General features: G+C 66.0%; 25 protein-coding genes. 17 read left to right on the forward strand and 8 right to left on the reverse strand.

The features are described from left to right. Nucleotides 1-5: 5 nt before the first annotated feature. From R2707_13055 to R2707_13075, 5 genes are read right to left on the reverse strand one after another with little or no spacing between them, the layout of a single operon-like run. The gene (locus R2707_13055) at nt 6-275 is read right to left on the reverse strand and encodes a hypothetical protein (protein ID MEZ5246020.1); all 270 of its coding nucleotides are present in this window, start codon (nt 273-275) and stop codon (nt 6-8) included. Further along, entirely contained in the window at nt 265-684 is a 420-nt protein-coding gene (locus R2707_13060; protein MEZ5246021.1) for a group III truncated hemoglobin, read from the reverse strand. The genes R2707_13055 and R2707_13060 overlap by 11 nt, the downstream gene beginning before the upstream one ends. Next, nucleotides 681-1,049 carry a VOC family protein gene (locus R2707_13065; GenBank protein MEZ5246022.1) on the reverse strand — a complete coding sequence of 123 codons (369 nt, stop codon included), beginning with the start codon at nt 1,047-1,049 and terminating at the stop codon, nt 681-683. The genes R2707_13060 and R2707_13065 overlap by 4 nt, the downstream gene beginning before the upstream one ends. Beyond that, a complete protein-coding gene (locus R2707_13070) occupies nt 1,046-1,516 on the reverse strand; it encodes a DUF4149 domain-containing protein (GenBank protein ID MEZ5246023.1) in 471 nt (156 codons plus the stop codon). Before R2707_13070 ends, R2707_13065 begins: the two co-directional genes overlap by 4 nt. Beyond that, the gene (locus R2707_13075; protein MEZ5246024.1) at nt 1,513-1,941 is read right to left on the reverse strand and encodes a hypothetical protein; all 429 of its coding nucleotides are present in this window, start codon (nt 1,939-1,941) and stop codon (nt 1,513-1,515) included. The genes R2707_13070 and R2707_13075 overlap by 4 nt, the downstream gene beginning before the upstream one ends. A gap of 44 nt (nt 1,942-1,985) precedes the next feature. On the opposite strand from R2707_13075, the gene R2707_13080 reads away from it, so the two are divergent. The 11 genes from R2707_13080 to R2707_13130 are packed head-to-tail and all read left to right on the forward strand — an operon-like array spanning nt 1,986 to nt 10,237. Next, nucleotides 1,986-2,399 (forward strand): Rrf2 family transcriptional regulator, encoded by a 414-nt coding sequence (locus R2707_13080; protein MEZ5246025.1) that lies wholly within the window; start codon nt 1,986-1,988, stop codon nt 2,397-2,399. Next, nucleotides 2,399-3,223 (forward strand): YwiC-like family protein, encoded by an 825-nt coding sequence (locus tag R2707_13085; protein ID MEZ5246026.1) that lies wholly within the window; start codon nt 2,399-2,401, stop codon nt 3,221-3,223. The genes R2707_13080 and R2707_13085 overlap by 1 nt, the downstream gene beginning before the upstream one ends. 23 nt (nt 3,224-3,246) lie before the next feature. Beyond that, the gene (ric, locus tag R2707_13090; GenBank protein ID MEZ5246027.1) at nt 3,247-3,972 is read left to right on the forward strand and encodes an iron-sulfur cluster repair di-iron protein; all 726 of its coding nucleotides are present in this window, start codon (nt 3,247-3,249) and stop codon (nt 3,970-3,972) included. Next, entirely contained in the window at nt 3,969-4,451 is a 483-nt protein-coding gene (locus R2707_13095) for a hypothetical protein (protein ID MEZ5246028.1), read from the forward strand. Before ric ends, R2707_13095 begins: the two co-directional genes overlap by 4 nt. After that, complete coding sequence (locus R2707_13100; protein MEZ5246029.1) at nt 4,448-5,560, forward strand: hypothetical protein; 1,113 nt, start codon at nt 4,448-4,450, stop codon at nt 5,558-5,560. The genes R2707_13095 and R2707_13100 overlap by 4 nt, the downstream gene beginning before the upstream one ends. Beyond that, nucleotides 5,560-7,812, forward strand: coding sequence for a molybdopterin oxidoreductase family protein (locus tag R2707_13105; GenBank protein MEZ5246030.1), 2,253 nt, complete (start codon nt 5,560-5,562; stop codon nt 7,810-7,812). The genes R2707_13100 and R2707_13105 overlap by 1 nt, the downstream gene beginning before the upstream one ends. Then, nucleotides 7,809-8,417, forward strand: a complete 609-nt coding sequence (locus tag R2707_13110) for a 4Fe-4S dicluster domain-containing protein (protein ID MEZ5246031.1) — start codon at nt 7,809-7,811, stop codon at nt 8,415-8,417. The genes R2707_13105 and R2707_13110 overlap by 4 nt, the downstream gene beginning before the upstream one ends. A gap of 15 nt (nt 8,418-8,432) precedes the next feature. Continuing rightward, nucleotides 8,433-8,954: a Rieske (2Fe-2S) protein gene (locus tag R2707_13115; GenBank protein MEZ5246032.1), complete on the forward strand. Its 522-nt coding sequence runs from the start codon at nt 8,433-8,435 to the stop codon at nt 8,952-8,954. Continuing rightward, entirely contained in the window at nt 8,951-9,160 is a 210-nt protein-coding gene (locus R2707_13120) for a DUF6755 family protein (protein MEZ5246033.1), read from the forward strand. The genes R2707_13115 and R2707_13120 overlap by 4 nt, the downstream gene beginning before the upstream one ends. A gap of 52 nt (nt 9,161-9,212) precedes the next feature. Further along, entirely contained in the window at nt 9,213-9,821 is a 609-nt protein-coding gene (locus tag R2707_13125; GenBank protein MEZ5246034.1) for an HPP family protein, read from the forward strand. Further along, on the forward strand, nt 9,818-10,237 hold the full coding sequence (locus R2707_13130; GenBank protein ID MEZ5246035.1) for a group III truncated hemoglobin: 420 nt from the start codon (nt 9,818-9,820) through the stop codon (nt 10,235-10,237). The genes R2707_13125 and R2707_13130 overlap by 4 nt, the downstream gene beginning before the upstream one ends. A gap of 183 nt (nt 10,238-10,420) precedes the next feature. Here the strand turns inward: R2707_13130 and R2707_13135 are convergent, their stop codons facing one another. The 3 genes from R2707_13135 to R2707_13145 are packed head-to-tail and all read right to left on the reverse strand — an operon-like array spanning nt 10,421 to nt 12,185. Then, nucleotides 10,421-11,005 (reverse strand): MarR family winged helix-turn-helix transcriptional regulator, encoded by a 585-nt coding sequence (locus R2707_13135; GenBank protein MEZ5246036.1) that lies wholly within the window; start codon nt 11,003-11,005, stop codon nt 10,421-10,423. Between the two features lie 35 nt (nt 11,006-11,040). After that, on the reverse strand, nt 11,041-11,622 hold the full coding sequence (locus R2707_13140; protein ID MEZ5246037.1) for a protoglobin domain-containing protein: 582 nt from the start codon (nt 11,620-11,622) through the stop codon (nt 11,041-11,043). Continuing rightward, entirely contained in the window at nt 11,619-12,185 is a 567-nt protein-coding gene (locus R2707_13145; GenBank protein MEZ5246038.1) for a TlpA disulfide reductase family protein, read from the reverse strand. The genes R2707_13140 and R2707_13145 overlap by 4 nt, the downstream gene beginning before the upstream one ends. Before the next feature lie 119 nt (nt 12,186-12,304). Here R2707_13145 and R2707_13150 point away from each other — a divergent pair, with 119 nt between their 5' ends. The 6 genes from R2707_13150 (at nt 12,305) to R2707_13175 (ending at nt 20,381) form a co-directional block, all read left to right on the forward strand. After that, entirely contained in the window at nt 12,305-13,825 is a 1,521-nt protein-coding gene (locus tag R2707_13150) for an alpha/beta hydrolase domain-containing protein (protein MEZ5246039.1), read from the forward strand. Between the two features lie 35 nt (nt 13,826-13,860). Then, the gene (locus R2707_13155; protein ID MEZ5246040.1) at nt 13,861-14,094 is read left to right on the forward strand and encodes a hypothetical protein; all 234 of its coding nucleotides are present in this window, start codon (nt 13,861-13,863) and stop codon (nt 14,092-14,094) included. A gap of 346 nt (nt 14,095-14,440) precedes the next feature. Beyond that, nucleotides 14,441-17,140 (forward strand): helicase C-terminal domain-containing protein, encoded by a 2,700-nt coding sequence (locus R2707_13160; protein ID MEZ5246041.1) that lies wholly within the window; start codon nt 14,441-14,443, stop codon nt 17,138-17,140. An 817-nt stretch (nt 17,141-17,957) separates the two neighbouring features. Then, nucleotides 17,958-18,443: a YbjN domain-containing protein gene (locus R2707_13165; protein MEZ5246042.1), complete on the forward strand. Its 486-nt coding sequence runs from the start codon at nt 17,958-17,960 to the stop codon at nt 18,441-18,443. A 558-nt stretch (nt 18,444-19,001) separates the two neighbouring features. Continuing rightward, nucleotides 19,002-19,184, forward strand: a complete 183-nt coding sequence (locus R2707_13170; GenBank protein MEZ5246043.1) for a hypothetical protein — start codon at nt 19,002-19,004, stop codon at nt 19,182-19,184. A gap of 450 nt (nt 19,185-19,634) precedes the next feature. Beyond that, entirely contained in the window at nt 19,635-20,381 is a 747-nt protein-coding gene (locus R2707_13175) for a phage Gp37/Gp68 family protein (GenBank protein MEZ5246044.1), read from the forward strand. The last annotated feature ends 9 nt before the right edge of the window (nt 20,382-20,390 follow it).

Genomic DNA, 20,390 nt, shown 5'->3' on the forward strand with positions numbered 1-20,390 from the left:
GTCGGTCAGTCGGGGACCGACCTGGCGAGCAGGCCGATGAGTTCGGCCAGCGTCATGGCCGGATCGAGGTCTTCGGCGTCGATGGGTGACAGGCTGCGTTCGCCGTACTCCTCGGCGAGCAGCTCGACGAGATCGAACAGGGCCAGTTCATCAGCGAAGCCGCAGTCGGCGAGGGTCACGCCGGCGAGGTCGTCGGTGGCGAGGTGGCCGGCGAGGAGAGCGACCATGTCGTCGGGGTCGACGTGGTCGTGATGGCTGTGGGTTTCAGCGACCAACCGGACCATCCTCGAGTCGGTCGCCCGTGTCTCGGTCGACGCCGAGTTGGGTGGCGTGCACCCGGGCCACGTTGTGCGCCAGGGTCTTGGCTCGTTCGGTGTGTGGTCCGGCCCAGGCGGAGTCGAGGGTGCGTTCGAACAGGGAGAGCCATCGGGCGAAATGGGCACCGGTGAGCGGCGAGAGGGCGTGGGCTTCGGCGTGGCGGGCGTAGGGGTTGCCCTGGTAGCCATCTATTCCCAAGAGGGCCCGGGCCCAAAAGGCGGTGAGTTTGGGGAGGTGGGTGTCCCAGTCGACGCCGACGACATCGTTGAAGACGGGACCGAGGAGGTCATCGGTGTTGACGTCTCGGTAGAAGCGGCGAACCATGTCGGCGATCTGGTCGAGGGTGTCGAGGTCGGGTCGGGTCACGGGGTGGGGCTCCAGAGTTCGATGCGGGTGCCTTCGGGATCGTTGAGTTCGACGTAGCTGCTGTTCCAGCGGGCGGCGATTGCCGTGACCGCGAGCCCGGCTGCGACGGGGGTGCTGCGTGTTGTTGCGAGGTCGGCCACTTGCCAGCTGAGGGTGATGCCGGCGCCGTGACTCGGGGCGATGCTGGTTTGGGAGGCGTCGGTGAGGCTGAGGTGCGCTGAGCCGCTGAGGTGGACCTCGACGAACCACTCGGTGGTGTGGGTGACGGTGAGGTCGAGCGTGTCTCGGTAGAAGGCGACGGTGTCGGTCCATCGTTCGCAGTAGAGGATCGTGTTGGTGCGAACGATCGCGAGCGCCGGGGTCACGCGGTGATTTCCTCGGCGGGGAGCTTCGCCGATACCGCTGGGCGCACAGGAAGGGGTGTCCATGTGCCGAGCAGGCCGAGGGCGGCGACCTTGGTGACCTCGGCGATCCCGTAGAGGGTGTGCAGGTGAGATGGCGGGGGTTCGGTGCCTGCGATGATCGACGCGACTCGCTCGTCGAGCGCGGGAATCAGCCAAGCCGACTGCAGAACCACGATCACGGTGACGACGCCAGCGGCAACGAGGGCCCGTTCGGAGGGGCGGCGGCCGGCGCCGACTGCCTGCCACAGGACGATCGCGAGGCAGGCGACGAGTGTCCATTCGAGATAGGCGAGGGCGTGAAACGTGGCGCGGCCCACATCGAGCGCGACCGGGCGGGTGAGGGAATCGGCGGTGAACTTCACCGGCGTGGCCAGGAACGACACACCGATGACGATCCCCATCCACACCCACGCCAGCAGACGGATCACCGTGTCGCCGCCGCCAGGAGTCCCGGCGCGACAGCCGCGGTCACGGCGGGGTGGTGCAACGGCTGCAGTGCCAGCACTGCATCGCTGCCGGGGGTGACCTGATACGCGGTACCGGGCACGAGCACGACGAGCGCACCGGTAGTCAGGCACCGGCTCGAGCCGGAGGCGGCGACGACCGTGGCTGTGCCGGCCTCGACGGTGAGCGTCGACCACGCCGCGGGCGCCAACTCGTGGCCGGATCGATCGTGACCGTCGAGCAGCGTCGGTGGACCGGCTGCGACGAGCCCGACCGGGAGTTGTGCCCGGTCGCACAGCGGGCAGTCCGCTGTCCCGTCGGGTCGGCGTTGGGGAGGTGGTGGGTGGCCGCAGTCGAGGCGTAGCCAGGTGCCGTGGTCCAGGTCGGTGGGTTCGAGATGGCGTTGCATGAAATGGGGCTTGCTCCAACGAGTCTTCCGGGTAGTCTTATACTATGCGACTGGAAGTTACGCGCAAGAGCGATCTGGCAGTTCGTGCTCTACGGGTCCTCGCTGAGGCGTCGGCGCGGATGAAGGGCCCGGCGTTGGCCGATGCGGTGGGCTCGACGTCGGGGTTCGTGTCCCAGGTGCTGAATCCGCTGGTGCGGAACGGGTGGGTGCAGTCGGATCCTGGACCGTCGGGCGGCTACGCATTGGCGGCGGATCTCGGCTCGTTGTCGGTGCTGGCGGTGATCGAGGCGATCGAGGGTCCGACCGATTCGGGGCGTTGCGTGCTCGCGGACCGGGCGTGCAACGAAGCCGGAACCTGCGCGCTACACGTCCCCTGGTTGCGGGCCCGAGCCCAGCTACTGGGTGAGCTGGACTCCACCTCGGTGGCCGAGGCCTCACTGGTGACGGAGGCGACGTGATGGACACCGTTGACGCACGCACAACGGCTCCCGACGACGCGGCACGGCCGAGCGGCCTGTGGCGCCAGGTGGCCGTGCCGTCCGAGCACGGTGGCTGGTCCCTCACCGCCGAGCCGGCCGTGTTGGGCCTGATCGTCGCCTGGTCCTGGTCCGGCTTTGCGTTGGGGGTAGCGGCGATGCTCGCCTTCGTCGCCCGCACGCCTGTGAAGCTGGTGTTGGTGGACCGGTGGCGTCACCGTTGGTTGGACCGCAGCCGCCTCGCCGCCCGCATCGCCACCGCAGAACTCCTGGCGATCGCCGCGCTCGGCATCTGGGCAGCAGTCGCCGCGACGAACGGCTGGTTCTGGGTACCGCTCGCCATGGCCGCCCCGCTGGTCGCGATCGAGCTCTGGTTCGACATGCGGTCGCGGAGCCGCCGGCTCGTGCCAGAACTGGCCGGCACAATCGGAATCGGCTCGACCGTGGCTGCGATCGTGCTCGCCGCCGGCGAATCGACGACTCTGGCCATCGGGTTGTGGGTGGTGGTGTCGGCCCGCGCCGCCGCAGCGATCCCGTACGCCCGCACCCAGGTGTTCCGAGCCCACAACCGGCCGATCGAGCGCTGGCACAGCGACCTCGCTCAGTTCTTGGCGTTCGCAGCGACAGTGGCGGCGTGGTCTCTCGACGCGATCCCGGTTGCCCCCATGCTGGCGGTTGCCGCCATCGCGGTGTTCAACGTCGCTGCGATTCGCCGTCCGGTGAAGCGGGCGGTGGTGATTGGACTGCAACAGATGACTTTCGGCATTGCCGTCGTCGCTGTCACCGCGATCGCCGTCCTCACATGACCCGCCCGATAGGAGACCCCAATATGCCCACGCTCGACCCGAACACCGCGCTCGCCGAACTCGTCACCGCCAACCCCAGCTTGGCTAGGCACCTGGACCGGCTCGGCCTTGACTACTGCTGCGGCGGAAACCGTCGGCTGGCCGATGCCGTCGACTCCGCCGGTCTCGGCCTCGACGACGTCCTCAGCGACCTCGGCGGTCAACTCGCCGATGCGGGTCCCCTGCCCGAGGAGTCGGACTGGTCGACGATGTCGCCCGCCGAGCTGGTTGATCATCTCGAAGCCACCCACCACGCCTACCTGCGTGAAGCGCTGCCGCGACTGACCGCGTTGGCGGACAAGGTCGCCTCAGTCCACGGCAGTCGGCACCCTGAGCTGGTCGAGGTGCAACGGCTCGTTGCCGAACTGCGAGCCGATCTCGAGCCGCACCTCCTCAAGGAGGAACGCGTGCTCTTCCCCATGATCCGCGAACTCGCCACCGCGACCAGCGCTCCGGCATTCCATTGCGGAACCCTGAACAACCCGATCCAGGTAATGAGCGCCGAGCACGACATGGCCGGCGATCTCCTCGCCCAGCTCCGGGCCGCCACCGGCGACTACACCTTGCCCGGCGACGCATGCGCCAGCTACCAGGCCCTCTACTCGGGGCTGGCCGAACTCGAGGCCGACACCCATCTCCACGTCCACAAGGAGAACAACGTGCTGTTCCCCGCAGTGCTTGACGCAGAGCAGCAGCTCGCTACGCGATGAGCGATCTCGGCGGCGACCCGGCCTGCTGGGCCCACCTGTTCGACGAAGGCGACGACGACAGCGGCATCGATGGTCTGCCGGACGGGGCGTTGACGGTGGACCTCGGGGCCGCACGCGTCGGCGGTGGCGGGGTGATCTGGAGCCTCCCGCATGGTGGGGACCTCGACGCGAATCTCGTTCGCCTGGATCCGGACGGGGCTATTGGCGAGCACGTCAACAATGATGTCGACGTGTTGATGTTCGTGCAGTCCGGGGCCGGCCAGGTCTACATCGGTGAGACGCGCCGCGACGTTGCCTCTGACCATCTCGTGCTCATCCCCCGCGGGGCCCGGCGTTCGATCACCGCTGGGTCGTCGGGAATCACCTACCTCAGCGTGCACCGCCGCCGTAGCCCGCTCGGCATCGGCCGCTCCGGGACCAAACACTCGACCGAGGAGCCGGAACTGCAGCCTCGGGTGCGCGAAAGTGGGCAGCAATGACCGCTGCTTCCCCCAAGGCGCCTGCCGAATCCCAACGTCATCGGACCCGCCTGTCGTTTCTCGATGACGAGGTCGACGGGGCCTCAGTGGTGTGGGGGCTCGGCGCCGTGTCCCTCCTGCTGGTCGGGGTCTACTTCGGGTCCGGGGGCATGCGCTGGTTCGATGCCGCGTTGTCGGGCTACCTGCTCGGCGTGCTGTTGGCGACCTTCGCGGTGGTGTACCGGTACCGGGTGTGGTTGCAGCGCCCGCCGACGAAGCTGCTGAACCAGCGGGGCTGGCAGGCCCTCACGAGACGCGGGAAGCGGGCGTCGAACACTGCCGCCCTTGGCGGTTTGGTGGCGACCAACTTGGCTGGGCAGGGATTCATCCGGCGCCGCTCGACCAGTCGGTGGATGGCGCACCAGTTGGTGTTCTGGGGCTGCATCCTCGCTGGCTTGGTGACGTTCCCGTTGACGTTCGGGTGGCTGCACTTCGAATCGGTGGGTCAAGATTCTGAGCAGTACCGGGCGTATGTGTTCGATATCGGCACCATGGACTTCGGTTCCCGCAGTTTCATCGGGTTCCTGGTCTTCCATCTGCTCAACATCTCCGCTGTTTTGGTGATCGCCGGTGTGGTGGTGTTCCTGTACCGGCGACTCAATGATCCCGGTGCGATCGCGGTCGAACGGGCCGGCGACTTCGCGGCGCTGGCCGGGCTGTTCGCCGTTTCGATCACCGGACTGTTTCTCACCGCATCGAGCCTGTGGCTCGAGGGCCGCGGCTATGTCTTCTTGAACACCGTGCACGCCCTCACGGTCATCCTCGGGCTCATGTACATCCCGTTCGGCAAGCTCTTCCACATCTTCCAACGCCCGGCCAACCTCGGCGTGCACTTCTACCGACGAGAAGCCGAAGCCGGCGAAGCCCAGACCTGCCGCAGCTGCGGCGAGGGTTTCGCCTCGCAGCTACAAATGAGTGACCTCAAGATGGTTCTTCCCCAGGTCGGGTTCGACTACACCATCGATGCCACGACCGACGTTGCCGCCGGGAACTGGCAGGACACATGCCCCCGCTGCCGACGCAAGAACGTGGCCTTGGCCCAAACAAGACGAGTGGACGGATTCGGCTGATGGCACAACCCCCGCTGAGCGAACAGCAACTGATCGAACGCTACGGCCCACATCTCAACCAGGCGCCACCGGGCGGGTGGGACGCCGGACTCAAGATCGACAAGGTCGTGGACACGCACTGCTGTTTCTGTGGGCAGCAGTGCGGTATCAAGCTCAAGGTGGCCGACAACCAGGTCGTTGGCTTCGAGCCCCGCTACGAGTTCCCGTTCAACCAGGGCAAGCTCTGCCCCAAAGGTGTCAAGCGCTACCTGCAGGGAGGCCACCCCGACCGGCTACTCGAACCCCTCGAACGCGACGCTTCGGCTGCCGGCGGGTTCCGGCCGGTGACGTGGGACCATGCGCTCGACCGCACAGTGGCCGAGATCCGCCGCATCGGCGAGCAGTTCGGTCCCGACGCGTTCGCCATGTTGTCAGGCGTGTCGTTGACGAACGAGAAGTCGTACCTGATCGGCAAGTTCGCCCGCCTTGCCCTCGGTACCGCGAACCTCGACTACAACGGCCGGCTCTGCATGGTGTCCGCCGGCGCCGCGTCGAAGCGAGCACTTGGGGTGGATCGAGCCCCCAACCCGTGGAGTGACATCCCACTCGCCGACGTGATCATCGTTGCCGGCGCCAACGTGGCCGAGTGTGCCCCGATCACCACCAGCTACATCTGGCGGGCCCGTGATCGCGGAGCCAAACTCATCGTCGCTGACCCGCGGGTCACCCCGCTGGCCCGCACCGCCGACGTGTTCCTCGGGCTGCGACCCGGCACCGACTCGGCGTTGTACGGCTCGATTCTGCATGTGCTGATCGAGAACGACTGGCTCGACCACGCCTACATCGACGCTCACACCAACGGCTTCGCGGAGGCAGCCGCAGCGGTGGCCGACCACACCCCCCAGTGGGCTGAAGGCGTCACTGGTGTCCCGGCCGATCGGATCATCGAGGCCGCCCGACTTTGGGGGACGTCGGCGACTGGCATGTTGTTGCACGCCCGGGGCATCGAACACCAGTCCAAGGGCGTCGAGAACGTGAACGCCTGCATCAATCTCGGTTTGGCCACCGGGAAGTACGGGCGACCGGGGTGCGGGGTCTGCACGATCACCGGGCAGGGCAACGGCCAGGGCGGCCGCGAACACGGCCACAAGTGCGACCAGCTGCCCGGCAACCGCGACATCACCAACCCCGAACACCGCGCCCACGTCGCGAACGTTTGGGGCTGCGACGTTGACGAGATCCCTGGTAAGGGCATCACCGCCCAGGAAATCATGGAAGCGATCCACGACGGTGAAATCAAAGGTCTGCTGTCGATCTGTTTCAACCCGCTTGTGTCGCTTCCTGACACGAAGTTCACACGCGAAGCGCTCGACAAGCTCGAGTACTACGCCGTCATCGACTTCTTCTTGTCCGAAACCGCGCACCACGCCGACATCGTCCTGCCCGGCAGCCTGCACGAAGAAGACGAAGGCACCGTCACGACCGTCGAGGGTCGCTGCGTCAAGATCAACGCCGCAGTCGACCCGCCCGGTCAGGCCCGCAAGGACTGGGAGATTCTGCTCGACATCGCGGAACGGCTCGGGAAAGGCCACTACTTCCACTATTCCGACACCGAAGAGATCTTCGATGAGATGTGCCGGGCATCGGCGGGCGGCAGCGCCGACTACGCCGGCATGACCTGGGACCGGATCGTCGACGAACAGGGCATCTTCTGGCCGTGCCCCGAACCCGGGCACACCGGCACGCCACGCCTCTTCGAAGGCGGCGAGTTCTTCCACCCCGACGGCAAGGCCAAGTTCTTCCCGATCCGGTACCGGGACCCGGCAGAAGTCGTCGACGACGACTATCCCGTGTGGCTCACCACTGGCCGGGTCGTGTCGCAGTACCTGTCAGGCACCCAGACCCGTCGCATCGCCCAACTCGTCGACCAATACCCCGAACCGCTCTGTGAGATCCACCCCCGACTGGCAGCCGAACTCTGCGTCGAGTCCGGCGATCGGGTCACGGTCACGTCCCGTCGAGGCTCGATCACCGCGCCCGCCAAGGTGGTCGAGACGATCCGGCCCGACACCGTATTCATCCCCTACCACTGGCCCGGCGACAAGGCCGCCAACACCCTCACCAACCGAGCGCTCGACCCCATCTCCAAGATCCCCGAATACAAGGTGTCCGCCGTGCGAGTCGAAAAGGCCGATGGCGCGACCGCTGTCGCCATCACCGATAGCCGAGACACCCGGCTGCACGACGGCGAGACACCGGAGGCGACACGATGATCGGCGGCCAGGTCTTTGTCATCGACCAGAGCCGCTGCATTGGTTGCGAGGCGTGCGTTCATGCGTGTGAGGAGTGCGGCACCCACCGAGGCACGTCGCTGATCCACCTCGAACAGATCGATCCCGGTGTATCCACCCAAACCGCGCCGATGGTGTGCATGCAATGCGAAGACCCGACGTGCGCCAAGGTCTGCCCCGCCGACGCCATCAAACAGAACGAAGCCGGCGTCGTCCAGTCAGCTCTCAAGCCCCGCTGCATTGGGTGCTCGAACTGTGTCCTGGCCTGCCCGTTCGGCGTGCCTCGCTACTTCCCCGAGCCGGACCAGATGATGAAGTGCGACATGTGTTTCGACCGCACCTCACAGGGCTTGGCCCCGATGTGCGCCTCAGTCTGCCCATCAGAAGCCCTCTGGTACGGCACACCCGAGCAATTCGCCGAGCGACGACCAGGACAACTCATCAACGACTTCCAATTCGGAAACCAAAACGTCCGAACCCATGTCGCCACCGTCGTCAACGACCGCAACGAAGGCCCCCTCGACGTGGCAACCATGACCGTGCGCGAGCGATGGCAGGACGACCCCTTCGGCCTCGGCGCCGGGTAGATCCAGGAGACATCGATGACCACAACACAGCAACCCGAATCGGCCGGCGGTGACGACGGCACCCCCGTCTGGTTGAACAACTTTCCCCACACCTCTGCAGGTGAAGATGCCGTCACCCGCCGAGCCTTCACCCGCTACTTGATCGCCGGATCCGGTGTCTTCGCAGCCTCCACCCTCGGCGCCGCAGCGTGGACCTCACTGCGAGACCTCGACACCGGGACGCCCACTGCAATCATCGACCTCGACCAGGTACCTGAAGGCGGCGCCCACCTGTTCCGCTACCCCGGACCCGACGATCCCGCGATGTTGATCCACTTACCGGGCGGCGAACTCGTTGCCTACAGCCAAAAATGCACCCACCTGGGCTGCGTCGTGTTCTACGAGCCAGAAGACACCGAACTCGTGTGCCCCTGCCACGAAGGTATCTTCGAGGCCTCCACCGGCGACCCAATTGCAGGGCCACCCGAACGAGCACTGCCCGCCATCGGTCTTGAAGTCCGCGACGGCACCGTGTGGGCACTGGGTATCAAGCGATGACACCGGTCAACACCGGCGACAGCAAACGAACCAGCGCCGTGTTCGTCTACGTCGTGCTCATCCTCGCGCTCCAGATTTTCCTCCTCGTCGTCTCGCTGGAGGCGTTCCAGGCAGACGACGAGGCACTGGCCTGGCCCGCCGCTGCGCTGTCCGTCGGCTTGTTCGCCACGACCCTCGGGTTCGCCCGACTGCTGCACCGTGACTGACCCCGGACGCTCAGGCCCCGAACCTGACCGACCCGGTCCGATCGGTGGCGACATGGCCGCCATCGTGTGGGGCCTTGCGCAACGTATGCGGATCCCCGCGCTCACCAAACGCCACGACGACACCAACATCATGGGCCTGTTCGCCGGTGTGAACGGCTTGATCGCGATTGCCATCATGTCTGCTGTCGCCTGGGCGACCGGACAGCCATTCATTTTCCCGTCGCTCGGCCCCACCGCGTTCCTGCTCTTCTACACGCCAACCAACCCCGCAGCCTCGCCCCGCAACACCATCATCGGCCACGCCGTCGGCGCCGCGGCCGGCTACCTCGCACTCGTCATCTTCGGGCTCACCAACGACCCACCCGCCCTAGCTTCGGAGGTGACCGGCGGACGTATCGGTGCCGCCGCGGTCAGCCTCGCCCTCACCAGCGCCGTCATGGTCTGGCTCAAAGCGCCCCACCCGCCAGCCGGTGCGACCACTCTCATTGTCTCGCTGGGAATCCTGCGCGAAATCGACCAGCTCGCCATCCTGATGCTCGCCGTCATCCTGCTCACGGTCCAGGGTCTGGTCATCAACCGGCTCGCCGGCATCGACTACCCGACCTGGCGAGTCAACCCCGCACCAGCCACATCTCGCCGACAGACAGACAAACGACCATGACCAGAACGAAGCCCCACGAGCACCGCAGACGCGACCTCGACAACCGTACAGAGATCGCTGAGTTCGTCACCCGCTTCTACCGCGAGATCGCCCAAGACGACCGCTTCCACCTCTACTTCGAGACACTCGCCCACGTCGACTGGCATGCCCACACCCTCGACCTCACCGACTTCTGGGCCGGCCTGCTGCTCGGCGAACCGCACGACCCGGCCGACGACGTCATCGAAGCCCACCGCTGGCTCCATGACGCGGAGCCCTTCGACACAGCCCTGTTCGATCGGTGGCTGGAGATCTTCGACACCACGCTCGACGAAGGCTGGAGCGGCCCAGCGGCCACGACGGCTCGACGCCGCGGACACGGGATCGCGTGGGCCATGGCCAAACGCCTCACCGGACACGCCAACCGCCAACCGTGATGGACAAAGATCGACCCGCACCCGGACACGGCTCACCTGACTCGTCACCGCTCGGCCGCCGACCAGCGCCTCGACACGAGCGGCCCGCGCATCCGCAAGTGGCCGCAGCGCTCCTGATGTGCGGGATCGTGCTCTTACTCGTCCTGGTGTCGGTGATGGAGGTTCGCTGAGCCGACGGACGACTCAACCAGGCACCACTGATTCGTGTTCGGGGCAGTCGACCCGCAACTCGCTGTCGGGGAGCCGGCAGTCCAGCAGGAGACAACGAGCCGGCGACGCCTGTTGTGGCGGTTGGAAGTGGCGGCACGTGAGGCAGCTGCGGTTGATGGTGATGACTCCCGCGGCCTGGAGTCGGGCGATCTCGCCGAGCAGGACCCGCAGCGTGGTGGAGCGGTCGGTTGTTGATCCGGCCTCGGCGGCAAGGAGTGGGGCGAGCTCGGTGGCGATGGCGGCGGCCACGTCCTTGCCGCGGTCGGTCAGTGTGACCAGGGTGCTGCGCAGGTCGTTGGGGTCGCGGTGGCGCTCGACGAGGCCACGGGAGTCGAGCGTCGCCAGCGCGTCGCTCACCGTTGGCTGGGACACGTCGAGTTCGGCTGCGAGATCACCGACCCGGCGGGCGCGGTCGTCGGCGAGGATCTCGAGCACGCTGAGACCCAACGCCGAGAGCGCATGGCGAGTGGCGGCGTGTTGGCGAGCGGCCCGCAATGCCCGGCCCAACCGCTCCACGGCGGCGAGGACCTTTCGATCGAGGTCAGTTGCGGTGGCCATGGGTCCATTGTCGCCCGAACGCCGGGACTGGGCGTTCACCACCGGGAGGGTTCGTAGGGCTGGGACCACAAGGTGACCGTCAGGGTGACGGCTTTGAACCATGCCGTGTGCATCGCGTCGACCTCGTCTTCGGGTGCGTCGCCGTCGGCGAGAAACTGGCGAACAGTAGCGGTGATGGGCCAGATGAAGGCGATCAGGTAGCGCAGTGGGATGTGGGTCTGGTCCGACTCGACGGCGTCGGTGTCGCCCATGAGGTCGGTGTGTCGTCGGGCGATCTCGTGCTGGTAGTCGAGCCATGACTGGTCCCATGGTCGGCTGCAGAGGTCGCGGATCCACTGTCCGAACCTGAGCCGGACCGCAGCAAGGTAGTCGCCGGAGGGCTGACTGTCGGCGCCGTTGAACGAGGCCACAAGGTGGGAGTGTGAGCCGACATAGCCGTACCAGAGGTCGAGGATCTGCTCGATCTGGGGCTCGAGAACTGCGCCCGCCTGTGCGAGCGCGGTGGCGTCGTTATCGGTCCACAGGAGGGTCGACAACAGCAGGTCCAGGTCTGCTTTGGTGACCGGGGAGGTGGGAAGGTCGGCGTCGTAGGTGTAGCCCGCGATGTTGGTGGTCATTGGTTGTTCTCCTTGTTGGGTGCGAGACATCCCTGGTCGGGGTCGCAGGTCGTGGTCGGTGAGGTAGCGGGTTCGTCGATGAGGCGGCCGAGTGTGGCGCCTAGGGCGAGGTCGTCGAGGTGGCCGAACGCGTTGAGCCGGATCTGGCCCGCCCGGTCGATCGCGATCAGGCTCGGGGTACCGCGGAGCCCGTAGCGGGCCATGGTGACCGGCGTGCCACCCGGTTGGTCGTGGGCGTCGACACCGACCGGGAAGCTGATGCGGTACTCGTGCAAGAACGCCTCCAACGACACCGGCGTCATCGCGTCGTGGTGCTCGAAGACCGTGTGGAGGCCGAGCACGGTGACCTCAGCTCCGAAGGCGCTCTCGATCCGCTGTGCTTGGGGGAGTCCGTGGCTCACACAGCCCGGACACAGCATCTGGAACGTCTCAATCACGACCACCTGCCCTCGAAGATCATCGAGGGAGATGGCGGACCTGGTGTTGAACCACGTCGACACCTCCAACGGCGGAGCGGTCTGGCGGGGAGCGTCCAGGCGCCCCGTGTCGAAGGTCGATTCCATTGGGTGATCCATATGTATCCTATGTATAGGATACCTATGGATATGTCAAGCGAGCGTCGTTGCCCGAGGGTTGCTCGACGAGCTGAACCGGCGCCTCGTCAGCCACATAGGGTGGAGGCATGGCCATCAAGCTCGCGGTTCTCGTGTTCGTTGTGTGCGTCAGCGGGCTTGCGTCGTGCGCGAGCGGGGACTCGGACTCCGACGCGGTCCCGATACCCACCTCCGCTTCAGGAGAACCCGGCGACACCTCCACGACGTCGTCCTCGATACCGTCGACGACGAGTCAGCCGGCGGCTCCGGCGTCTGATGCCACCCTCTCCGGCCCGATCGCCGCCGGCAGCAGGGGAGGGCCGGGCACCGCGACGCCGGTCGACTTGGCGGCAGCAGGGTATGTGGAGGAGGAGTTCTTTCTCAGCGGCGAGGCCACGTCGTTCGTGCCGAGCGGTGAGCTGCTCATCGATGGCAAGTGGGATGTCGTTGCCGATGAAGCGGCACCGTTCACGACCCGGATGCTCGTCCGCCGGCCCGACGACGCGACCGTGTTCAGCGGGACGGTCCTCGTCGAGTGGTTCAATGTGTCGTCGAACGTCGACGTCGATGTCGACTTCGGCTTCGCGTCCGACGAGATCCTTCGTAGCGGCGACGTGTGGGTGGGCGTGTCGGCCCAGCAGGTCGGCATCACCAGTACTGAGGGCGGCGACTTCGGTGTCGATGCTCTCGGCCTCAGGGCGTGGGATCCCGAGCGGTATGGCGACCTGGAACACCCTGGCGATGCCTACTCGTACGACATCTTCAGCCAGGCCGGACACGCGCTCCGCAACCCGCGCGGCACCGACCCGCTGGCCGGCTACGACGTCGAGCAGATCCTCGCCATGGGCGAATCCCAATCGGCCTTCCGGCTCCTCACCTACGTCAACGCCGTTCACCCGTTGGCCGAGGCATACGACGGCTTCCTCATCCACAGTCGAGATGGTGGCGGCGCGCCGCTCGTCGCGGGAGACGACCTTGTCCCATCGGTGTCGCAGGTGCGGACCGACCTCGATGTGCCGGTGCTTCAACTTGTTACGGAAACCGACCTGTTCGGGCTCCGACCCGGCTCTGCGTTCCCCGACGCTCGACAGGCAGACACCGACACGGTGCGGACGTGGGAGATGGCGGGCACCGCCCACGCGGATGCCCACTATCTCGCGTCGCTGTACGCCCAGGGCACGCAGAACTTCGACTCCTTCCTCGATCTCACCGCGGTCATCCCGGTCGCCAACAGCGGGCCACAGCGCTGGATTGTCAACGCCGCCCTGAACCACCTGCGAGCGTGGGCGGCCGAGGGCGCGCCACCGCCATCAGCCGATCCCATCGAGACGAACGGCGGCGCCATCGTGCGCGACGAGCACGGCAATGCGCTTGGAGGGATCCGAACTCCGGCTGTCGAGGTCCCGACCGCGACACTCACCGGCGAAGGAACCTCCCTGATCGGGTCGACTACGCCGCTGACGCCAGACGTGCTCGCGGAGCTCTATCCAACCCCGGCTGACTACCTCACGGCGTACGAAGACGCACTCGAGGAGAGCATCTCGAACGGCTTCATCCTGGAGATCGACGCCGAGGCGATCCTCGACGAAGCGTTGCTACCCGACTCATGAGAGCGATCGCGATTCAGGACCATGCGATTTGTCAGATGAACACCCTGACGGTGGTCACCGACTACGGGCCGCGCGACCTCTGTTTCGGATCCGCCGGGTTCGACGGTGGCTACGAGGCTCTGGCGACCGACGCGGTGACCATCCAGGCGGTCAGGATAGAGATGCCAGTTGCGTCGCTCGCGGACTTTGTCGCGTTCAGGCGCGCGGCTGGGCGCCCCAAGGACGTGGTCGTGTTGCCCGCCCGCGAAGCACGACTGAGCGAGCAGTGAGAAGCGCGATGCCACGCTCCGTGGGGGTCCTACATGCATCCCCATCGCGGGCTCGCTTGGCCTCCATGCAACACAGATGCAACAGCACATCGGCAAACAACGGGGAACAACGGTCGCGGGCGGGCAGCAGATCCAGCGCCAGAATCCTTGACCTGCCAGGCAAAACCCCGGGAATCGTTGATCTGACAGGGGTTGTGAAAAACAGTCTCAGAGGGCTCATAACCCGAAGGTCGCAGGTTCAAATCCTGCCCCCGCCACCACAAAAGCCCTGGTCACAGCACTGCTGAGGCCAGGGCTTCGTCGTACCCGGCGATCGAGGTAGCGGACAGGTAACACTCGCCAAAGCGTGGACCTGCTCGAGCGGCCAAGCGGTGGCGAAGAAGATCACTCTCCGCGCGCCTTGGCCGATGAGCTGGCCGCGTTGCATCAATATCGAGCGCTGACCGGGGAGCCGCCCACTACCGTCATCTGTAGGCGGCTCGCGAGCCGGGCATCGAATCAAGATCAAGCGATTCGCAGCCGATCCACTGGTTCGGAGAGGAGATGTATGGCAGTCAACTTCGGAGCGATCAAGGCAGCGCAAGCTGCGAACAAGTTGATCGATCCGCGCGACATCTTCAACGCGCTGCCGTCGAAGCCGGTCGAGATGAGTTTCCTGCGTGGTCCCCAGGACCAGGTCTTGGACAAGTGGTTCGCCCGCAGGAACCAGCGGGACTTGGTGGTCAAGCTCAACACGGGTGGTGGCAAGACCCTTGTGGGCCTTCTCATTGCACGTAGTTCTCTGGCCGAGGGCAAGGGCCCGGTGGCGTATCTCGTGCCCGACCGCTACCTCGTCGACCAGGTGCTGGCGGAGGCAGGTCGACTTGGCATCGAAGCAACGGGCGATACGGGCTTCGCCTACGCACAGGGTCGAGCGATCCTCGTCGAGACGTTCCAGAAGCTCTTCAACGGCAAGTCGGTGTTCGGTGTCGCCGGGAGTGCGGGGCGTTCGCCGTCCGCGCCGCGACCGCACACCGTCATCATTGACGACGCGCACGCGTGCCTGAACAAGGCCGAGCAGGCGTTCCGGCTTTCTATCCCTGCGTCCAACGACGCGTACAGGGCAATGCTCGAGCTGTTCGGCGATGAGTTGGAGTCTCAAGCTCCGGCGGCCTACATAGCGCTCACGTCCCAGCAGAGTTCCGGTATCCAGCAGGTCCCGTACTGGGCGTGGGCGAACAAGAAGCGCGAGGTCCTGGAGCTACTCGCAAGCATCTCCAACACTGAGGAGATTCAGTTCTCTTGGCCACTGCTCGCCGACGTGCTCCCCATCTCGCGAGCGGTCTTCACGGCAGAGGCGCTCGAGATCGAGGCGCCCTGCCCGCCGGCGTCAGTGGTGGTCGGTTTCGACGAGGCGGAGCGCCGGATCTACCTCACGGCGACGCTCGCTGACGACGGCATTCTGGTGAGTGACCTCGATGCTGACCCAGAGGCCATGGCCGACCCAATCACCCCCGCCAGCGCGGGCGACATCGGCGACCGCCTGATTCTCGTGCCGCAACAGACTCATCCTGAGGCGAGTGAGGACGAGGTTCGTGATCTCATCCTCGGGCTAGCCGGCGACCGCAATGTCGTCGTGATCGTGCCGAGCTACCGTCGGGCGGCCTACTGGAAGCCCTACGCGAAGGCGGTCCTCGACAAGGACACGCTGACCGCAGGCATCGAGCAGATGCGCAACGACCCGGAGCTAGGGCTAGTCGTGCTCGTCAACCGGTACGACGGTGTTGACCTGCCGGGCGACGCCTGCCACGTGCTGGTGATTGATGGGCTTCCCGAGGCAATGAGCGGCTCGGAGCGCATCGACCAGGCACAGCTCACGGGCTCGGAGCTGCTCGTCGCTCGACAGGTCCAACGCCTTGAGCAAGGGATGGGTCGCGCTACCCGCTCGAACGACGACCACTGCGTGGTGTTTCTCCTTGGACGACGCCTCGCCGAGCGTCTCTACAGCCCGGAGGCACGCGAGTGTTTCTCGCCGGCTACGCGCGCGCAGATCGAACTCTCCGAGCAGGTAGCAACACAGCTCGGAGGGACGGCGCTGGACACCTTGCGCGAAGCAGCGCTCCAGTGCCTCAACCGTGACCCGGAGTGGCTCACGATCAGCCGTACCGTCCTCGCGCCGCTCCGATACCCGCCCGCTCGAGTGAGTGAGATCGCGATCGCGAGTCGCGAGGCCTTCAATCATGCCGCAGCAGGCGACTTCACTGCTGCGGTTGCGTCCAGCCAGCGAGCGATCGATGTAGCGCCGTCCGACTCGGACCGCGGGTACCTCATGCAGCAGCAAGGTGCATACCAGCATCATCTTGACCCCTCGATCGCTCAGCAGACCCAGAAGGCCGCCAACAGGCGGAACCGAAATGTTCTGCGCCCGATGGGAGGCGTCGAGTACGAAAGGCTGTCCGCGCCGACGATGGAACAGGGCGCAGCCGCTTCCTCGTACCTCCAGGCTCGCTATCCAACGGGCAACGACGTCGTCATTGGACTCAACGCGTTGATCGATGACCTGGGGTGGGGGAACAAGTCCGATGTCTTCGAGCAAGCGTGGTCTGATCTTGCGGACCACCTCGGCTTCGGCGGTCAACGTCCCGAGCGGGACACGGGTAGCGGCCCAGACGGCCTTTGGGCGCTCACCGGTGGATCGTTTCACGTCATCGAGGCGAAGAACCAGGTGGATGAGGCCAACCCCGTGTACAAGAAGCACGCCGAGCAGCTGTCGAACGCGATGGACTGGTTTCGCGGCATCTACGGCACCAATACTCGCTGCACGCCGGTGCTCATTCATCCGCGCGCGGCCTTCGATCGAAAGGCGGCGATCCCAACCGGCTGCCAAGTGGTTACGGCCGAGAGGCTGGCCTCGCTGCGGGACAACCTTCGAACGCTGACGGTCGGACTCTCGGCGAGCAACGTATTCCGGGATGGCGCGGCGACAGGGCGGCTGCTCGCGACTCTAGGGTTGACGCCCAACGACTTCCTCAAGCGCTACACGTCTAACGGCTTCAAGGGATCCTGAACGGTCTGACCCTGATGGATTGCCTCGGTTCAGCTACGACCCGAGCTGAGATGGGGGCTCGATGAGCGGCAGAATGGGGGTCGTGCGCGTGTCGATCGTGGGGTTCAACCTCCCTGGCCGGGACTTCTGCCGGCCTGACGGGTCGCCGATGGCCAACGTCCACGTTGGCGTGCACCTCCGACGCGAACCCGATGAGCTGACCCGGGCAGACGCCGCAGCGGTTCGCTGGGACATCGACGTAGCTCCGTAGCCTCCAAGGTCGTCGAGTCTTCGAGGGATCGTGCGACGAAGGCGTTCGCACGGGACCTGCCCTCAACATGGACTACAGGCTCGGGCCCGAACGAGGGGCGTTGGGTCAGCTGTCGAGTGATTACCGACCCGTTGCCGACGCTGGTCCCACGGTCGAGCACTTGGGGCTGTAGACGGCAACGTCTACAACAGCTACAACAGCATGGGTATCGGCGATCGAAGACGCTCGCACAGCGGCCGTGCCAGCCGCGCGGGCGCAGGTCCGGCCGGCAGTCCGATGCGCTCACGCCGATGGCCGGGAGACCCGATGAGACGTGGCAGTGGACGGCGACGGAAGGGGATCCGGTCTGGCGTCTGGCCTGACCGGACGGGGCCGAGGCTGGACTGGCCCGGGTCCTGACGTGTTGCGCCGAATCGCTGCTGCTGCCGATCACATGCTGGTTCGAAGCGTGGAGGATGGTCCGCAAGTGGACTGCCAGCGGACGGTGAGTGCGCTGATAACAGAGCTCGTCATGGTGAAGGGAGCTTCGGCACGGCGCCGGGGCCTTCCCACAACGGAGGCAGGATAATGCAGTCCCCCCTCACCATCGAGACGGTGACCAACACGGTCGAGATGCTCGACCTCAGCTACTGGGTATCGCCGGACTCGGCCGGTGTGCTGGTCCCGTTCGGTCCGACCGACGAGCACGCCGGCTACGACGTGATCTTGGAGATCGACGGCAACGTGCTGTCGTCCCGGATCGTCCCGAAGGATCTGGAGGAGCTGGCCGTGGCTGATCCCGGGGCCGTGCTGGCGATCTGCAACCTGTGGAACAGGGCGCACCGCTGGCCGACAGCGGTGTTTGAGGCGGTACCCCGGCCGTTCCTGCTCGGGAACCTGAACCAGCACTTCGCAGTCGCGCCGACGCCGGAGCAGCTCCTGGCTTCGATCGAGTTGCCCCTGGCGACGGGTGCGGCGTTCGTTCGGTTCCTCGTCCGGCTCGTCGGGCAAGGCGGTCTGGCGCTCGATGACGAGGCGCTTTCGTCGCTGCTCGACATCGACGACGCCGCCTGACAAGGGGCTCCGAAAAGCTCACAGAAAACTCACGGACCAGCGGGAAGCAGAGGGGGGCAGCGGGGAACACCGGGCACCGTCACAAGCGGTTGAGCAGCAATTTCGCGTGTTTCTCCTGGTCATGCGAGATGGCCCAACGTTCTCATGACCCGAAGGTCGGAGGTTCAAATCCTGCCCCCGCCACTATTTTCCCTGGTCAGAGGCCTGCACTTCGGTGCGGGCCTCTTTCGCGTGCACTTGGGCTGTGAGATCTCACCCAGATCTCCCACGTCCTCGACGATCGACGAACCGCATCGCCGCTGGTCAGCGCCGTGGAGGTCGTCTGGTGACCTTCGGGTTGGTTGCCCGACGAGGCTGGTGTTTCGGAGACTTCGCAGCCTCTGGTGCTGGGCGTCGGCGTCGGGCAAGGAGTCGCGAGTGTGGTTGGGGGCCGGCAATGGGTCGTCAGCCGGTTGGGCGGGTCCAGGTGAGTTCGTAGCGGCCGAAAGCAGGTCTGCGAACGGGCCCCCGGCGGTTCGGTCATCTTTAGGTGCCGCATCTCGGTCGAGGCAACGGGCGGTGATCGTGGCGAGCTTCGCGTTGGTGCCGCTGCTGCGGGCCCGGCTCGGACGCGCCGTCACCGACGAGTACCGCAACGACGCGCTCACCGAGCTCACCATCGTGTTGCTCGACGCGCCGACCGTCGGCGCCCACCTCGCCCGCCGGCTGTCAACCGGGCCCACAAGGCGGTCCGCCGAGTAACCCAACGCGGTGTCGTGCACCTTGTCGAGATCGCCCCGACCGGCCCGATATCCTCACGCGCTGCAGTGACGTTCCGACGAGCCCGTCGAGCGAGCCGACCTCGCCCACTTCCACGCCGCGGTCACCGCCGTGATGTCGCCCTCCCAGCTCCGCCAGCACTGGCTCCGCCGGGTGCTGGACGCGTCGGCGCCGGCATGCAGCGCGGAGCAGCGTAAGCTCGCGTCCCGCGCGACGGCGCGGATCCAACCGTCGGTCGATGGGTACCTCCACGTCGCATAAACGCACCCCAGTGGGCAGGAGATCGCGACGCCGAGGGTCGAAGTTGCTGCATCAGCTCGCCATCCACGAGTTGGAGTAGACGCCCGACCAAGCTTGCGAAGCAGCGTGGCCGTCTAAGCGCCGGCTACACTATCGAACATCTGTTCGTCTCACCGAGAAGGGGGTGTGTCGATGGCACAGGCATCGTCGATCGAGTGGACCGAGACAACGTGGAACCCAACGACCGGATGTGACCGAACCTCGCCCGGCTGCGACAACTGCTACGCACTGACGCTGGCCAAGCGACTCAAAGCGATGGGAAGCGAGCGGTATCAGAACGACGGCGACCCTCGCACCAGCGGCCCAGGCTTCCGAGTGACGTTGCACGACGATCTGCTCGATGCGCCCCACGGCTGGCGCCATCCACGCCTCGTTTTCGTCAACTCGATGAGTGACCTGTTCCACGACGACGTCGAGATCGACTTCATCAAGGCTGTCTTCGACGTCATGTCGGAAACACCGCGCCACACCTACCAGGTGCTGACCAAGCGGTCGAAGCGCCTTCGCAAGATCAGCGACCAGCTCGACTGGCCGGACAACGTGTGGATGGGGGTGAGCGTTGAGAACGCGCGATACCGCTTCAGGCTCGATGACCTTCGAGAGGTCCCCGCCGCAGTCCGCTTCGTCTCCGCCGAGCCGCTGCTCGGACCGCTCGGCCCCGTCGATCTCAGTGGGATCGACTGGGTCATCGCCGGCGGCGAGTCCGGTCCACGTGCCCGACCGATGGACATCGCCTGGGGACGCGACCTACGCGACCAGTGCCTCGAAGCAGGAGTCAGCTTCTTCTTCAAACAGTGGGGCGGGCGCACACCGAAAGCGGGTGGCCGAGAGTTGGACGGCCGCACGTGGGACGACATGCCCCAGCGGGCAGCGGTGTAGGCGCACATC

The sequence above is a fragment of the Acidimicrobiales bacterium genome (genome assembly GCA_041394245.1).
Classification (GTDB): Bacteria; Actinomycetota; Acidimicrobiia; order Acidimicrobiales; family Aldehydirespiratoraceae; genus JAJRXC01.

Bases quoted from the DNA above. Each gene is read 5' to 3' on its own strand.
- R2707_13085 (MEZ5246026.1), top strand. From the start codon at position 2,399: ATGGACACCGTTGACGCACGCACAACGGCTCCCGACGACGCGGCACGG.
- R2707_13075 (MEZ5246024.1), bottom strand. From the start codon at position 1,941: ATGCAACGCCATCTCGAACCCACCGACCTGGACCACGGCACCTGGCTA.
- R2707_13175 (MEZ5246044.1), top strand. From the start codon at position 19,635: ATGGCACAGGCATCGTCGATCGAGTGGACCGAGACAACGTGGAACCCA.
- R2707_13110 (MEZ5246031.1), top strand. From the start codon at position 7,809: ATGATCGGCGGCCAGGTCTTTGTCATCGACCAGAGCCGCTGCATTGGT.
- R2707_13115 (MEZ5246032.1), top strand. From the start codon at position 8,433: ATGACCACAACACAGCAACCCGAATCGGCCGGCGGTGACGACGGCACC.
- R2707_13165 (MEZ5246042.1), top strand. From the start codon at position 17,958: ATGCAGTCCCCCCTCACCATCGAGACGGTGACCAACACGGTCGAGATG.
- R2707_13135 (MEZ5246036.1), bottom strand. From the start codon at position 11,005: ATGGCCACCGCAACTGACCTCGATCGAAAGGTCCTCGCCGCCGTGGAG.
- R2707_13150 (MEZ5246039.1), top strand. From the start codon at position 12,305: ATGGCCATCAAGCTCGCGGTTCTCGTGTTCGTTGTGTGCGTCAGCGGG.
- R2707_13100 (MEZ5246029.1), top strand. From the start codon at position 4,448: ATGACCGCTGCTTCCCCCAAGGCGCCTGCCGAATCCCAACGTCATCGG.
- R2707_13140 (MEZ5246037.1), bottom strand. From the start codon at position 11,622: ATGACCACCAACATCGCGGGCTACACCTACGACGCCGACCTTCCCACC.
- R2707_13095 (MEZ5246028.1), top strand. From the start codon at position 3,969: ATGAGCGATCTCGGCGGCGACCCGGCCTGCTGGGCCCACCTGTTCGAC.
- R2707_13120 (MEZ5246033.1), top strand. From the start codon at position 8,951: ATGACACCGGTCAACACCGGCGACAGCAAACGAACCAGCGCCGTGTTC.
- ric (MEZ5246027.1), top strand. From the start codon at position 3,247: ATGCCCACGCTCGACCCGAACACCGCGCTCGCCGAACTCGTCACCGCC.
- R2707_13125 (MEZ5246034.1), top strand. From the start codon at position 9,213: ATGGCCGCCATCGTGTGGGGCCTTGCGCAACGTATGCGGATCCCCGCG.
- R2707_13155 (MEZ5246040.1), top strand. From the start codon at position 13,861: ATGAACACCCTGACGGTGGTCACCGACTACGGGCCGCGCGACCTCTGT.
- R2707_13130 (MEZ5246035.1), top strand. From the start codon at position 9,818: ATGACCAGAACGAAGCCCCACGAGCACCGCAGACGCGACCTCGACAAC.
- R2707_13080 (MEZ5246025.1), top strand. From the start codon at position 1,986: ATGCGACTGGAAGTTACGCGCAAGAGCGATCTGGCAGTTCGTGCTCTA.
- R2707_13105 (MEZ5246030.1), top strand. From the start codon at position 5,560: ATGGCACAACCCCCGCTGAGCGAACAGCAACTGATCGAACGCTACGGC.
- R2707_13145 (MEZ5246038.1), bottom strand. From the start codon at position 12,185: ATGGAATCGACCTTCGACACGGGGCGCCTGGACGCTCCCCGCCAGACC.